General features: G+C 41.5%; 15 protein-coding genes and 1 pseudogene. 15 read left to right on the top strand and 1 reads right to left on the bottom strand.

Going from position 1 to position 14,310, the window contains the following annotated elements; translation table 11 throughout:
* Nucleotides 1-83 precede the first annotated feature (83 nt).
* The 15 genes and pseudogenes from ACBP55_RS32855 to ACBP55_RS32785 all read left to right on the top strand — a co-directional run bounded on the left by ACBP55_RS32855 (nt 84) and on the right by ACBP55_RS32785 (nt 14,003).
* On the top strand, nt 84-1,913 hold the full coding sequence (locus tag ACBP55_RS32855) for a polysaccharide biosynthesis protein (RefSeq protein WP_464647711.1): 1,830 nt from the start codon (nt 84-86) through the stop codon (nt 1,911-1,913).
* A gap of 16 nt (nt 1,914-1,929) precedes the next feature.
* Nucleotides 1,930-2,805, top strand: a complete 876-nt coding sequence (galU, locus tag ACBP55_RS32850; RefSeq protein WP_268614153.1) for a UTP--glucose-1-phosphate uridylyltransferase GalU — start codon at nt 1,930-1,932, stop codon at nt 2,803-2,805.
* Nucleotides 2,806-2,814: 9 nt separating this feature from the next.
* Nucleotides 2,815-3,969: a glycosyltransferase family 4 protein gene (locus ACBP55_RS32845; protein WP_464647708.1), complete on the top strand. Its 1,155-nt coding sequence runs from the start codon at nt 2,815-2,817 to the stop codon at nt 3,967-3,969.
* On the top strand, nt 3,954-5,063 hold the full coding sequence (locus ACBP55_RS32840; RefSeq protein WP_464647707.1) for a glycosyltransferase family 1 protein: 1,110 nt from the start codon (nt 3,954-3,956) through the stop codon (nt 5,061-5,063). Before ACBP55_RS32845 ends, ACBP55_RS32840 begins: the two co-directional genes overlap by 16 nt.
* A 3-nt stretch (nt 5,064-5,066) precedes the next feature.
* Entirely contained in the window at nt 5,067-5,951 is an 885-nt protein-coding gene (locus ACBP55_RS32835; protein WP_464647705.1) for a glycosyltransferase family 2 protein, read from the top strand.
* A gap of 19 nt (nt 5,952-5,970) precedes the next feature.
* A pseudogene (locus tag ACBP55_RS32830) lies at nt 5,971-7,040 on the top strand (EpsG family protein).
* Nucleotides 7,041-7,062: 22 nt separating this feature from the next.
* A complete protein-coding gene (gene galE / locus ACBP55_RS32825) occupies nt 7,063-8,100 on the top strand; it encodes a UDP-glucose 4-epimerase GalE (protein WP_464647703.1) in 1,038 nt (345 codons plus the stop codon).
* Nucleotides 8,097-9,161: a glucosamine inositolphosphorylceramide transferase family protein gene (locus tag ACBP55_RS32820; protein WP_464647702.1), complete on the top strand. Its 1,065-nt coding sequence runs from the start codon at nt 8,097-8,099 to the stop codon at nt 9,159-9,161. The genes galE and ACBP55_RS32820 overlap by 4 nt, the downstream gene beginning before the upstream one ends.
* 13 nt (nt 9,162-9,174) lie before the next feature.
* Nucleotides 9,175-9,780: a sugar transferase gene (locus ACBP55_RS32815; RefSeq protein WP_464647700.1), complete on the top strand. Its 606-nt coding sequence runs from the start codon at nt 9,175-9,177 to the stop codon at nt 9,778-9,780.
* On the top strand, nt 9,767-10,756 hold the full coding sequence (locus tag ACBP55_RS32810; RefSeq protein ID WP_464647698.1) for an ATP-grasp domain-containing protein: 990 nt from the start codon (nt 9,767-9,769) through the stop codon (nt 10,754-10,756). The genes ACBP55_RS32815 and ACBP55_RS32810 overlap by 14 nt, the downstream gene beginning before the upstream one ends.
* Nucleotides 10,746-11,438 carry an HAD family hydrolase gene (locus ACBP55_RS32805; protein ID WP_464647696.1) on the top strand — a complete coding sequence of 231 codons (693 nt, stop codon included), beginning with the start codon at nt 10,746-10,748 and terminating at the stop codon, nt 11,436-11,438. The genes ACBP55_RS32810 and ACBP55_RS32805 overlap by 11 nt, the downstream gene beginning before the upstream one ends.
* A gap of 53 nt (nt 11,439-11,491) precedes the next feature.
* Nucleotides 11,492-12,667 (top strand): DegT/DnrJ/EryC1/StrS family aminotransferase, encoded by a 1,176-nt coding sequence (locus ACBP55_RS32800; protein WP_464647694.1) that lies wholly within the window; start codon nt 11,492-11,494, stop codon nt 12,665-12,667.
* A 120-nt stretch (nt 12,668-12,787) separates the two neighbouring features.
* Nucleotides 12,788-13,135, top strand: coding sequence for a helix-turn-helix domain-containing protein (locus ACBP55_RS32795; protein WP_464647692.1), 348 nt, complete (start codon nt 12,788-12,790; stop codon nt 13,133-13,135).
* On the top strand, nt 13,122-13,526 hold the full coding sequence (locus ACBP55_RS32790; protein ID WP_464647690.1) for a VanZ family protein: 405 nt from the start codon (nt 13,122-13,124) through the stop codon (nt 13,524-13,526). The genes ACBP55_RS32795 and ACBP55_RS32790 overlap by 14 nt, the downstream gene beginning before the upstream one ends.
* Before the next feature lie 135 nt (nt 13,527-13,661).
* On the top strand, nt 13,662-14,003 hold the full coding sequence (locus ACBP55_RS32785) for a helix-turn-helix domain-containing protein (RefSeq protein ID WP_029196342.1): 342 nt from the start codon (nt 13,662-13,664) through the stop codon (nt 14,001-14,003).
* Nucleotides 14,004-14,005: 2 nt separating this feature from the next.
* Here ACBP55_RS32785 and ACBP55_RS32780 read toward each other — a convergent pair whose 3' ends face one another.
* Complete coding sequence (locus ACBP55_RS32780; RefSeq protein WP_036633525.1) at nt 14,006-14,206, bottom strand: anti-repressor SinI family protein; 201 nt, start codon at nt 14,204-14,206, stop codon at nt 14,006-14,008.
* Between the last annotated feature and the right edge of the window lie 104 nt (nt 14,207-14,310).

The raw sequence follows: 14,310 nt of genomic DNA, 5'->3' as shown, positions 1-14,310 counted from the left end.
CTAGAACGTATTAAAGGATTTAATTATATGGTCTTTCTCCAAAGGCCTTATACTTAAGAACTTTAGTGAGAGGGTGGATTTATTTGTCATACCGACAAAGGTTATCTCTATTAATATTCGTAGACTCATTCATTGTATTAACGTCCATTTTTTTTAGCCGACTTTTATTGAGCGCAGATCTAAACGTCATAACGCTGCCTTTGGTCGTTAGTTCCATTACTTTGCTCATTAGTCATCATGTGTTTTCGTTTGTGTATAAGCTTTATAAAAAAGCCTGGGAACATGCGAGCATCGGGGAATTGTTGTTTATTGTAAAGGCGATTACGTTTTCTATTATTACCGTGGCGTTTGTTCAGCAAATCATTGTGCAGGATATCTACTTCCGTTTACTCGCAGTCACATGGATGCTCCACATCATGCTGATTGGTGGATCTCGTTTCTGTTGGCGCCTCCTTAGGAACCGTTATATCAATAAACAAGTGAATAAAAAGCGTACTTTAATCGTAGGTGCCGGTTCGGCAGGGATGATGGTTGCCAGGCAATTGATTAAAAATAATGACGCGGATCTAGAACCTATTGCGTTTATTGATGATAACGCGCGAATGCATAACCTGGATATTTTGGGAATACCCGTCGTTGGCGGCGTTGATCGCATAGAAATGACGGTAAAAGAGCTGCAAATCGACAATATTATTATTGCAATTCCTTCTCTAGGTAAAAAGGACCTCAACTTCATATTCCAAGAATGTGCGAAGACGACAGCAAAGACCCAAACACTCCCTAAGCTTGAGGATCTAGTAACGGGTAAGCTTTCCGTTAATCACTTCTTGGACGTTCAGGTTGAAGATTTATTAGGTAGGGAACCGATAGAGCTTGATATTGAGAGTATTTCCGAATTTATCACGGACAAAGTGGTACTAGTAACTGGTGCTGGAGGCTCGATTGGTTCGGAAATTTGTCGACAAGTCACGAAGTTTCAGCCTCAGAAGCTGATTCTCTTAGGACATGGGGAGAACAGCATCTATTCAATTGAAATGGAATTAAAGGACATTTGTGTACATACAGAGATTGAATTCGTAACGGAAATTGCCGATATTCAGGACTCTTGGAAGATGATGACGATCATGAACAGACATCGGCCTGATGTCGTGTATCACGCAGCTGCCCATAAACATGTACCGCTCATGGAGCGAAATCCGGAAGAAGCTTTAAAGAACAATGTAATCGGCACGATGAACGTTGCTAAAGCGGCGAGCAAGTTCGATGTTGGTACATTCGTCATGATATCAACGGATAAAGCGGTGAATCCAACCAGCGTCATGGGTGCCACCAAAAGAATGGCTGAGATGATTATTCAGGATATGGATAGAAGCAGCAATACCAAATTCGTTGCTGTTCGTTTCGGCAATGTGTTAGGAAGCAGGGGCAGTGTTATTCCGAGGTTTAAGCATCAGATTGAAAAAGGCGGTCCGGTTTCAGTCACTCACCCCGACATGATTCGCTACTTTATGACGATTCCTGAAGCATCCAGATTAGTCATCCAAGCCGGAGCCTTAGCGAAAGGCGGAGAAATCTTTATCCTAGACATGGGAGAGCCAGTGAAAATCGTAGATTTGGCGAAAAATCTCATCAAGTTATCCGGCAACTCACTGGAGGACATCGGGATTGAGTTTACCGGAATGAGACCGGGTGAGAAGCTTTATGAAGAGCTGCTGAAAGCCGACGAAATCGACGAACAGCAAGTATATCCCAAGATTTATATAGGTAAAACTGCGGATCTTTATGTAGAAGAAATCAAAGAGATGATTTCCATTTACACCTCACTTGATAAAGAGAGCCTAAGGGAATATCTCGTAAATTTAGGAAATAGCAATATCATTCCATTACCAAAGAAACTAGTCTCAATTGGCTAAAAAGGAGCAAACATCTATGAAAGTAAGAAAAGCCATTATTCCGGCCGCTGGTCTGGGGACAAGATTTCTACCTGCAACCAAGGCTATGCCTAAAGAAATGCTGCCCATTGTCGATAAACCAACCATTCAATATATCGTTGAAGAAGCCGTTGAGTCAGGCATTGAAGATATTATTATCGTGACGGGTAAAGGGAAAAGGGCCATTGAGGATCATTTCGATATTTCCTTTGAGCTTGAACAAAATTTATTGGAAAAGCAGAAGTTTGACTTATTAACTGAAGTTCAGAAGTCGTCCAAAGTTGATATTCATTATATTCGTCAGAAGGAACCCAAGGGTCTGGGACATGCCATCTGGTGTGCGCGCAATTTCATTGGGGATGAACCTTTCGCTGTGCTGCTAGGGGATGATATCGTTCGAGCGGAAAAGCCTTGTCTGAAGCAGATGATGAATCAATATGAATCTCGACATGCTTCCGTTATTGGAGTAAAGCACGTATCCGATGAAGAGGTGTCCAGGTATGGAATTGTCGATGGAAACGAAATTGAGAAACGTTTATATAGCATCAATCATCTAGTTGAGAAGCCCAAGAAAGAAGAAGCGCCGTCTAATCTTGCGATTATGGGCCGATATATCCTGACACCGAGGATTTTCGACATTCTCAATAATCAAGAGCCGGGAGCCGGTGGTGAAATTCAACTTACCGATGCCATTGCAGAATTAAATCGACTTGAGTCGGTATATGCCTATGAATTTGAAGGCATGCGATTCGATGTGGGCGATAAGCTAGGTTTCATACAGACAACGATTGATTATGCCCTGCAGCGCGAGGATTTAAGATACGAATTGCTGAAATACCTGTCTTCCACCTTGGAGAGAGAATTAATTAAGTAGGGGATGCAAATGCCTAAGAAAGTGCTGTTATGTGCCACAGTTGATTATCATTTTAAAGCTTTTCATGTGCCCTACATGAAATGGTTTAAAGAGCAGGGTTGGGAGGTCCATGTTGCCGCTAACGGGAATATGGACCTTCCTTATGTCGACGCGAAGTTTAACATTCCGATCCAACGGTCACCTTTTCATCGAACCAACATAAAGGCTTATACGGAGCTTAAGTCAATTATTGACGAAAACAAATATGATATCATACACTGCCATACCCCGATGGGCGGTGTACTGGCTCGTTTAGCAGCGAGGAATGCGCGGAGAAATGGGACTAAGGTCATATATACCGCTCATGGCTTTCATTTTTGCCAAGGAACCCCCGTTCTTAATTGGTTAGTTTACTATCCCCTTGAGAAATTTCTTTCGTATTTCACGGATTGCTTGATTACCATAAATGAGGAAGACTACCAACTAGCCGTTAAGCGTCGATTCAGAGCAAGTCGAATTGAGTATGTGCATGGCGTTGGCGTGAATACTGATCGCTTCAGCCCCGTCCATGATTCACATAAGCGTGAATCGAAGCTGACAACGGGCTATCACCCGGATGATATCCTCCTGTTCTATGCGGGAGAATTTAATCAGAACAAGAATCAACAATTACTCCTTCACGCACTAGCTTCGGTCAAAAATGATGTTCCTAATGTCAAACTCCTGCTTGCTGGTGAGGGTTCGTTGAAGGAACAATGTCAAGATCTAGCCAAGGAGCTGGGTATAGAGGATCAGGTTGATTTTCTGGGTTATCGAAATGACATAGATCGCTTATTACCGATGTGTGACATTGCCGTTGCATCCAGTCTTCGTGAAGGGCTACCGGTGAATATCATGGAAGCTATGGCTTGTGGCCTTCCCATCATCGCAAGTGAGAACAGAGGTCACAAAGAATTGGTTCAGAATGATCATAATGGTTGGATTACAGAGCCTAATGATCAAGCGGCAATGGCAGAGAAGATCATACTGCTAGCTAACAACAAGGAATTAAGAGTAAAGCTTGGTATGTGGGGTAGAGAGATGGTTGAAAGAAGATACGCCATCCAGAAGGTATTAAATGAGAAGAGTACGATATATTCCCTATATATGGGCGAAAAGGTGGAGGGCATGTGGGCGATCCAATAAGAATTCTACACGTTGTAGTCAATATGAATCGAGGTGGAGCGGAAACACTCCTCATGAATTTATATCGCAATATGGATCGTTCCAAGGTTCAATTCGACTTTCTAACCAGTAAAGTGGGAGCGTATGATTCCGAGATTATGGAGATGGGTGGAACCATTCACAGAATCCCCTATGTATCGGATATTGGTCATACCAAATATATCCAAGCTTTGGATCATTTCTTTACTGCATATCCCAATTATAAAATTGTGCATGCCCATATGGACAAAATGAGTGGATTCGTATTGCGCTCCGCTAAAAAAGCGGGAGCACCTATACGGATTGCGCACAGTCATAATACGAGCAGTGAGGGCGGAATTGCTGCCAAAATATATAAGTGGGTTGCCGGAACATTTATAACGTCCTGTGCAACTCACTTTTTGGCATGTTCGAATAAAGCGGGCCAATGGTTATTTGCAAACAAGGGAAATAAAGTTGTGATTCTGAAAAATGGGATTGAGAGTGATAAATTTGCATTCTCACCTGAAGTCAGGGAGCAAATAAGGCGGGAGCTGAAGCTTCCCTCAGCGTGCTATGTCGTAGGGCATGTGGGGAGATTCGCTCATCAGAAGAATCATTCCTACCTCATTGATATTTTTGCGCAGTTGAACCGAGATCAGCCGAATACAGTGCTTGTTTTGGCAGGGGACGGACCGCTGCGTCCAGAGATGGAGAAGAAAGTGAAAGCTTTGCAGCTGCAAGATAAGGTAAAATTCCTTGGCGTGAGAAGTGACATTACGCGACTGCTTCAAGCTTTTGATATGTTCGTATTTCCCTCTTTACATGAAGGACTGCCTGTTACGCTAATTGAGGCGCAGGGCGCTGGACTGCCTTGTCTCATTTCGGATGAAATTACCCAAGAAGTGGATATGGATATTCATTTAGTAGAGCGGTTATCGCTCGGTGACAAACAGGTTTGGGTAGACCGGATGAAGCGTGTAATTGCAAGGAATTTGCCAAGGCAGATACCGGCTTTATCCTTATCGAACAAGGGTTACGATATTAAGAATACAGCGGCGTGGACAGAGGGTTTTTATTTAGGCATATCGAGGTGAATAATGAAGAAACTTACTGTATTTACACCCACGTATAATAGAGCATATTGTCTTCACGTTTGTTACGAGAGTCTGAAGCGGCAAACATCCAGAGATTTCATTTGGTTAATTATAGATGATGGCTCTACAGATGATACGGGGGAATTAGTAGCGGGCTGGATGGCAGAGAATGAGATCCATATCCGCTATCATCGGCAGGACAATCAGGGTATGCATGGAGCCCATAATACGGCTTACAAGCTAATCGTTACGGAGTTGAATGTATGTATTGACTCTGACGACTATATGCCGGATGACGCCGTGGAACAAATAAACGCCTTTTGGGAGTTACACCGCAGCGAACATGTGAGTGGCATCATCGGTCTTGACGCTTTTACAGATGGCAGGATCATTGGCTCAAGGTTGCCGGAAGATCTCAAGAGCTCAACACTTTTTGAGTTATATAGTAAACATCGTGTGACCGGTGATAAGAAGCTAGTTTATCGAACAGCATTAACCCGACAGTATCCTTATCCTATTTTCGAAAATGAAAAGTATGTTGGTTTAGCCTATAAGTACTACATGCTGGATCAGCAGTATGAAATGCTGCTCATGAATGAAGTGCTTTGCTGCGTGGAATATTTACCGGATGGTTCAACGATGAACATGCTTAAACAATACCGCAAGAATCCAAACGGCTTCGCCTTTTACCGTAAGGAACTCATGAAATTGCCCTTCGCAGGTTTATTCTTTAAATTCAGACAATCGATCCACTATGTGTCCAGCAGTATGACATCAGGTAATAGTAGGTTTATGCAGGAAACACCTGCCAAGCTCCTCACTTTTCTTGCTATTCCCCTTGGAATCATGCTCTATTGGTATGTGATTAGAAAAACAAGAATCTCTTGAGTACTCGAAAGGAAATCAAATATGGCCATACTTTAATCTGGTTGTCGTCTATATCGCATCTTTCTTTTCAAGGCATTTGGCCACGCCAGTGACAATCGGCAGTGGACCTGTATGGTTTAAGCCCAATAAATGGCTGACTGCAATCGTGATGGCAACATTCGTATTGATAGCCGGGCTTCGTAAAAATATTGGTGATACCTTCTTTTATATGTATGCCTACACGTTAAATGATTTTACATGGGAACAAGTTAAAGCTGAGAAGGATATTGGTTTCGGCATCTTGCAAATGATATTGAAATCATTCACCCAGGATCCTCAGTTGTTAATATTTTTAACAGCGTTAGTGACCAACGTTCTAATTGTCTATGTGTTATACAAGTATTCTAGATTGTTTGAAGTGAGTATTTATATCTACATAACATCTGGACTTTACATTGTATCAATGAATGGAGTCAGGCAATTTCTAGCTTCAGCCATTGTATTCGCTGCTACCAAATATTTATTTGCTGGAAATTGGCAAAAGTACTTTCTCGTGGTTGCCTTCGCCTCTACGTTCCATGAGAGCGCATTAATCCTTATTCCTATTTATTTCATTGTGAGAAGGAAGGCGTGGACGTCATCCACTTTTGTTCTCCTATTTCTGGCGGTTATGTTAATTCTGGGATATAACGTATTATCGGATGCTATTTTCGCAGCTATCGCGGATACGCACTATAGCGAATATAAGGAATTCCAAGAAGGCGGAGCTAACGTCATTAGGGTAGCTGTTGGGGCTGTTCCTTTGATATTTGCTTATCTGGGAAGAAACAAACTGAGGGAGATATTCCCCCATGGCGACTACGTCGTAAACATGTCGTTACTGAATTTTATTGTCATGGCCGTCGCTACACAAAATTGGATATTTGCAAAATTTACCATTTATTTCGGGTTATATAATGTCATTCTCATGTCATGGGTCATTAGTTTATTCGTAAAAAGACAACAGAAATTCATTTACTACGCGATCCTAGGCTTTTATATGATTTATTTTACTATGAAAACGTCGTTACTTTAAACATTATTTATAAAAGTGATTACTTGAAATTCTGATAAACAGTTTGGGGGTCAAATAATGGCAGTTCTCGTAACGGGTGGAGCCGGTTATGTTGGCAGTCACACCTGCTTGGAGTTATTGAATGCAGGATATGAAATAGTAGTTGTGGATAACCTTTGCAATAGCAGTTCGGAATCCTTAAGGCGAGTAAACGAAGTAACGGGAAATGATTTCAAATTCTATCAGATTGATCTATTAGATCGGCAGAGTCTTGAAGATGTCTTCAAGCAAAATAAAATTGAAGCCGTGGTTCATTTCGCTGGGCTTAAAGCAGTAGGTGAATCCGTTCGTTTACCGCTTCGCTACTACCATAATAATATCACGGGGACGCTCGTGCTTTGCGAACTTATGCAGGAGTATGCAGTAAAAAGAATGATATTCAGCTCATCCGCTACGGTATACGGCATGTCGGAATCCGTACCGATCTCGGAGAATTCTCCACTTGGTGCAACGAACGCCTATGGGCGCACGAAGCTAATGATTGAAGAAATCATGCAGGATGTGTACGTTTCCGATCCCAATTGGAGCATCGCGATCCTGCGCTATTTTAACCCTATTGGTGCCCATAACAGCGGAAGATTAGGCGAGGATCCGAACGGCATCCCGAATAATCTGATGCCTTTTATCACGCAGGTGGCGGTAGGCGGGTTAAAGGAACTGCAGATTTATGGGAATGACTACCCGACTTTGGATGGCACAGGTGTAAGGGACTATATCCATGTGGAGGATCTAGCGCGCGGACACTTGAAGGCGCTGGAGAAGGTCATGGCAACTACAGGTGTGGAAGCGTACAACCTTGGGACAGGACGTGGGTATAGCGTTATCGAAATGGTTTCTGCTTTCGAAAGAGTAACGGGCAGACGCATTCCGTATAAGATGACGGATCGAAGACCTGGAGATATAGGAATTTGTTATTCGGACCCGACTAAGGCTGAACGGGAGTTGGGATGGATCGCCGAGAAAGGCATTGAGGAGATGTGCCGGGATGCCTGGCGATGGCAATCCAATAATCCGTGCGGTTATATCGAAGAGGAAGAAGTGTTGAGGACGACATGAATATTTCAGATAGCTTGCATCATCATAATCATATCATTCATATCCTCACAGCAGGGGGGATAGTGGAGGTTAAGAAGTTATTCATCATTCCTACAATAAGCCTCAAAATATTTAGAAGATTAAAAAATGGTTATTCGCTATTTCTGAAAGGGATGATTGTATCCAACTGGTCGATTACCGTGTTCATCACGGATGACTTTGTATCTGAAGCTCCTCCAAGCAGCAAATTGGACACTCCCTCTTTACGTGCTGCAGATGTAACAGACGTTTCGGCAGAGTTTGTCGCTGATCCATTTATTATCCAACATGATGCTACATTCTACCTGTTCTTCGAGGTTCTAAATAAGGCTTCGGGTCGAGGAGAAATAGGTTTAGCTTCGAGCTCCGATGGATCCGAGTGGAACTATCAACGTCTAGTGCTTCGCGAAAATTACCATTTATCCTATCCCCAAGTGTTTGCCTATGAGAATGAATACTATATGTTACCGGAGACAGCAGAAGCCAATGGTGTCCTCTTGTATAAATCACGAAATTTCCCCTATGAATGGGAAGTGGAGTGTGAGTTGTTCAGCGGTAGGTATTTAGATCCCTCTATTGTACAAGCGGATGGGAAATGGTGGATATTTGCAGGTACGGATGAAGGGAATTTTCATCTTTTTTACTCCGATCATTTAATGGGATCTTGGCGCGAACATCCTCAAAGTCCGATCCTGTCAAATAACAAGATGATTAGCAGACCAGGAGGAAGACTAGTCGTTGCAAATGGAAACATATATAGATATACACAAGCTAATTATCCACATTATGGAGATTCAGTCCGTATCTTCAAAGTCAATCAACTCTCAGAGTTTGAATACGAGGAAGAAGAAGTTTCCTGTATTTTAAAAGGCTCAGATAAAGAGAATGATTGGAGAAAAGATGGGATGCACCATATCGACCAGCTTCAGATGAATGATAATCAATGGTTAATTGCCGTAGATGGTCATTCTCTTAGAAAAATGAATTATCTATTATGGAAGCTTGACCGTATCAAATCAAAATATTTCAGCCCAAATCAATAGGAGTAGATCATTCATGAAGCGATTTTGTGACTTGTTGGTATCCATTCCATTATTCGTAATCTTTCTTCCGATTATCGGGATCGTTGCTGTATTGGTTAGGTTAAAGTTGGGATCTCCGGTCATATTTAAGCAGCAAAGACCGGGATTACACGGGAAACCAATTAATCTTTATAAATTCAGGACCATGACGGAAGCAAGGGATCATGAGGGCCATTTATTGCCTGATTCGATCCGATTAACCCCATTTGGCATGTTTCTTAGAAAATACAGTTTAGATGAATTATTGCAATTGGTTAATGTCATCCAGGGAGATTTAAGTTTAGTTGGGCCAAGGCCCCTGTTGATGGATTATCTACCCTTATACACCGAAGAACAGGCGAAACGACATCAAGTTCGACCCGGAATTACCGGATGGGCTCAAATTAATGGTAGAAATGCGATCTCATGGGAAGAAAAGTTCAATCTCGATGTCTGGTATGTCGATAATCAAAGCTTTCTTCTTGATTTAAAAATTTTAGCTTTAACCTTTATTAAAGTGCTTAAACCACAAGGGATCCAAAATGGCAATCATGCAACTATGCCTATATTTGAAGGGAGTATGAAAAATGTTGAACAGTAAGATGAATATTTTGTTTACCAGCTCTGGTAGGAGATTATCCTTATTGCAGCAATTTAGGAAAGTTTTCGTTCAACATAACATCAACGGGAGTATTATGACCGCGGATTTAAAACAAACAGCACCTACTGCATTCTTTAGCGATAAGCATTTTATTGTACCGAGAGTAACGGATCCAAACTACATACCGAAATTACTTCAAATTTGTCAAAAGGAAAAGATTGATATCATCATCCCTCTTATAGATACGGAACTGGTTATTTTTTCAGAGAATCAACATGTATTTGAAGAAATTGGTGTGAAATTATTAGTTTCTAGTAAGAAATTAAACGAAATTGCATGTGATAAAACCAAGTCTTATACGTTTTTCCAAGATAGAAATATCCCTACTCCGAAAGTACTAAGTGATGATGAAATTAATAATAAACAGTACCAGTTCCCATTATTGATCAAGCCTCTCGACGGAAGTTCAAGTGTAGGGGTTACCAAAATCAACAATGAAAAAGAGTTGTTCTTTTTTAAGGATTACATCCCCAATGCCATGGTTCAGGAATTTGTTACGGGTACAGAGTATACGGTTGATGTGATGGTTGATTTTAATGGAAATATAAAGACAGTCGTTCCAAGATTACGATTAGAGACCAGAGCAGGTGAAGTCAGCAAAGGGGTTACTAAGAAAGATAATGACATCATTACCGCCGTACAACAAGTGGTTAAATCTTTGCCTGGGCCAGTTGGGTGTATTACTTTGCAATGCTTTAAAAAAGAAAATGGAGAGATAACTTTCATTGAAATTAATCCTCGTTTTGGAGGAGGGATTCCGCTCTCTATTGAAGCTGGAGCAAATTTTCCATTGTGGGTCCTCCAAATATGCAGCGGTGAAACCTTCTCCGAAGAGGATTATAACTGGCGTGAGAATCTAACGATGCTTAGGTATGATGAGGCGATCTTTACGGAGAGTATCCAACATGACCGTTAATGCATTGGTTTTTGATATGGATGATACCTTATACGAAGAAAAGGATTATGTGAAAAGCGGCTTTAAAGCGATTGATCGTTGGATGAAAAAGGAGTTCAAGATCACGGGATTTTATGAAACAGCACTGGACTTATTTCTCATAGGAGAAACAAAGTTTATTTTCAATAAAACGCTCTCGAAACTAAATATTGTTTATGATGAGACGATGATTAAGAATATGGTCGATCATTATCGATCCCATGAACCTGATATTCATTTGCTAGAGGATGCAAAGTGGATTCTTGAAAATGTAAGGGACACGGTCAAAATTGGTCTAATCTCGGATGGATTCTTAGTTGCTCAGGAAAAGAAAGTCAATGCACTAAAGCTTCAAGAGAAATTTCATTCCGTTATTCTTACGGATAGATTGGGCAGAGAGCATTGGAAACCCAGTGATGTTCCCTACGAACAATCAAGTCAGGAATTACAGCTTCCACATGATCAGTGTGTTTATATCGGAGATAATATAAAAAAAGATTTTATAGCTGCCAAGCGGCTTGGGTGGATAACAGTCCAAATAGATCGAAAAAATGGGATATACTCCGGGATCGCAGCTGAACAGGAATATAAGGCACATTATATAATCGATAATTTAAGAAATCTAACGGATTTACCTATGCTAAAACATATGTTTGTCAATTAGCGCTGAAGAGCGTTTTTTTCGTTTTAACTATGGAAAGGGCGTGGCATTAACGTATGACGACACATAACAAAAAAATTTATCTTTCCCCTCCACACATGAGCGGGAATGAAATGAGCTATATCCAGGATGCCTTTGATACGAATTGGATCGCTCCTCTGGGTCCGCATGTAGATGCATTCGAGCAAGAGTTTGCTTCACATGTCGGGTCTATTGCAGCAGCAGCCGTCAGTTCAGGGACCGCGGCAATCCATCTGGCATTGCGACTGATCGGGGTCAAAGAAGGGGACAGCGTTTTCTGCTCAAGTCTCACCTTCGTGGCTAGCGCAAATCCGATTGTTTATTGTGGAGCGAGGCCGGTATTTATTGATTCTGAGCCCGAGACATGGAACATGTCACCTAGGGCATTGGAAATCGCTTTGCAAGATGCTGCTCTAGAAGGAAAATTGCCTAAAGCCGTTATTGTTGTCAATCTATATGGCCAAAGTGCAAAAATGGACGAAATCATGTCGTTATGTGATTCCTACGATGTTCCCATTATTGAGGACGCAGCCGAATCGCTGGGTTCTATGTATAAAGGACGAGCAAGTGGAACTTTCGGAAAATACGGTGTGTATTCATTCAATGGGAATAAGATTATATCCACTTCAGGCGGAGGAATGCTGGTTTCCGATGATATAGAGGGATTAAAGAAAGCTCGGTTCCTCGCTACTCAGGCACGGGATCAAGCCGTTCATTACCAACATAGTCAATTGGGATTCAATTATCGAATGAGCAATGTATTGGCTGGAATAGGCAGAGCACAGCTTGAGGTGTTGGAAGAGCGAGTCAATGCCAGAAGAGCGGTATTTAACCGTTATGATGAAGCCTTATCACATATGCCTGGCATTCAATTCATGCCGGAACTAGCCAACACGCGCTCGAATCGGTGGCTCACCGTATTAACGATTGAGGAGAAAGAAGCTGGGGTAACCGCAAGGGAAGTGCTAGAAGTACTGACAGAACTAAACATCGAAGCCCGCCCAGTCTGGAAGCCGCTTCATCTGCAGCCGATTTTTGAAGGATCTCGGTACTATCCGCATGGCAACAACGAGAGTGTATCGGAACGATTATTTCAAACAGGAATATGCTTGCCGTCGGGATCGCAGTTGATGGAGGATGAACAACAGCGTGTGATCACTTGTATCAAGAAAACGATTATGCAAAAGATGCCATTCAAAGTGATTATTTAAATAGGAGGAACTAATCATGTGTGTAATTATCCATTATACCGGAAATCAGGGGGCGAATGATGTCCTGGTTAAAGGGAACTTCGAGCAAATAAATCTACCCAATTGTGTCACTGTGGAGTGATGATAACCATGATCGGTCAAAACATTTCAAGTATCCGTAAGCAAAGGGGGTATACGTTGTCCGAGCTTTCAGAGCGGACCGGTATTTCCAAATCCTATTTGAGCAACATAGAAAGAAATCTAAAACAGAACCCCTCTATTCATGTCATGGAAAAAATAGCGTTGGTTCTAAAGGTAGACTTGAAAACGCTATTAAAAATTGCCGCTGATGTGGAAACAAGCCAACAGCTCGATCAAGAGTGGATGGATTTTATTTCTGATTTGAAGCAATCAGGCATTGATAAGGAACGGATTCATGAATTTAAAATTTTAATAGAGTTTATGAAGTGGAATAATGATAAAAAATAGCATGAAACTGCTGTTCTGGTGGAGTTTATTAAGTGTGTTCCTAGGAGCCATATTTATTTTCACCGCTCTTCAGACCTTTACCGGCGAGAATACCAAAGTGCAAATCCAGCAGATAACAGGAATGAATGAACATAACGCCTATGTAACCAATGCGATTATTCGCAAATCCGCCCATGTACTTATGTTTGGCTTGCTCAGTATCATTTTTTATGTAGCGATTCGGAGGCGATCGATCTGGCTCGCTTGGATTTGCACGACCTTAATGGCCGGAGTTGATGAATGGCATCAGTCCTACATACCGGGAAGGTCCGCATTAGTCGAGGATGTGCTGCTGGATTCACTAGCAGCGCTGATATTTCTTAGAATTATCGTTTATATCAGAAGACGATAAATAGTTAGTAGTACCTCAAACAGCCCCTTTTTGGGGCCTTATTGTTCTTTATAAGAAACAAATTTGTTCGTTAGAAGAAATTCTGATATAATATCATCAAGAGCAACATAACTTCATTATAAGGGAAGATCTGATATGATTGGAAAACGTGTTCAACAATTAAGGAAAGAGAAGGGTCTGTCTCTTACAGAACTGGCGGAACGTGCAGGGGTTGCTAAATCTTATATTAGCAGCTTGGAGCGGGACATTCAGAAGAATCCTTCGATTCAGTTTCTTGAGAAAATAGCAGCTGTACTGAAAGTACCTGTCGACAGGTTAATTGATGATCAGGAAGAAATGGCTCTTAATGACCGCGAGCTTGATCAGGAATGGTATGAGATCATTAAAGAAGCCATGACTTCTGGTGTTGATAAGCAGCAGTTTCGGGAATTTCTGGATTTCAATAAATGGAGAATGAAGCGTCCGAACGACGAATAGTTCTAGGAAGATTGTTTAATGAATCCCTTTGAGGACATGAAGCGATCGTTTTCAGTTGAAAGTGAAATTGTCGTGGGTTGGAAGGGGCTTCTTAGGAATGCGCGGATATCTTCCATCGTAAGACCCATCTTACGAGCACTCATAATAAGATTAACCCACTCCATATCAAATTCTTCGGTATCCAGCTGGTTTATCGGATTCACAAACGACCCCTCCAAATCATCTATCGCGATACAATTTGTATCTGTTGATTTATTATCGCATGTTTTTTCTGTGAAATCAATCCCGATTATATTAAAATTATACA

Source organism: Paenibacillus sp. WG02 (assembly GCF_055396115.1).
Note: the sequence above shows the minus strand (reverse complement) of the source record. Positions and strands in the feature narration are given on the sequence as shown.

Coding starts and splice junctions, on each gene's coding strand:
- galU (WP_268614153.1), top strand. CDS start 1,930: ATGAAAGTAAGAAAAGCCATTATTCCGGCCGCTGGTCTGGGGACAAGA.
- ACBP55_RS32845 (WP_464647708.1), top strand. CDS start 2,815: ATGCCTAAGAAAGTGCTGTTATGTGCCACAGTTGATTATCATTTTAAA.
- ACBP55_RS32835 (WP_464647705.1), top strand. CDS start 5,067: ATGAAGAAACTTACTGTATTTACACCCACGTATAATAGAGCATATTGT.
- galE (WP_464647703.1), top strand. CDS start 7,063: ATGGCAGTTCTCGTAACGGGTGGAGCCGGTTATGTTGGCAGTCACACC.
- ACBP55_RS32820 (WP_464647702.1), top strand. CDS start 8,097: ATGAATATTTCAGATAGCTTGCATCATCATAATCATATCATTCATATC.
- ACBP55_RS32815 (WP_464647700.1), top strand. CDS start 9,175: ATGAAGCGATTTTGTGACTTGTTGGTATCCATTCCATTATTCGTAATC.
- ACBP55_RS32810 (WP_464647698.1), top strand. CDS start 9,767: ATGTTGAACAGTAAGATGAATATTTTGTTTACCAGCTCTGGTAGGAGA.
- ACBP55_RS32805 (WP_464647696.1), top strand. CDS start 10,746: ATGACCGTTAATGCATTGGTTTTTGATATGGATGATACCTTATACGAA.
- ACBP55_RS32800 (WP_464647694.1), top strand. CDS start 11,492: ATGACGACACATAACAAAAAAATTTATCTTTCCCCTCCACACATGAGC.
- ACBP55_RS32795 (WP_464647692.1), top strand. CDS start 12,788: ATGATAACCATGATCGGTCAAAACATTTCAAGTATCCGTAAGCAAAGG.
- ACBP55_RS32790 (WP_464647690.1), top strand. CDS start 13,122: ATGATAAAAAATAGCATGAAACTGCTGTTCTGGTGGAGTTTATTAAGT.
- ACBP55_RS32785 (WP_029196342.1), top strand. CDS start 13,662: ATGATTGGAAAACGTGTTCAACAATTAAGGAAAGAGAAGGGTCTGTCT.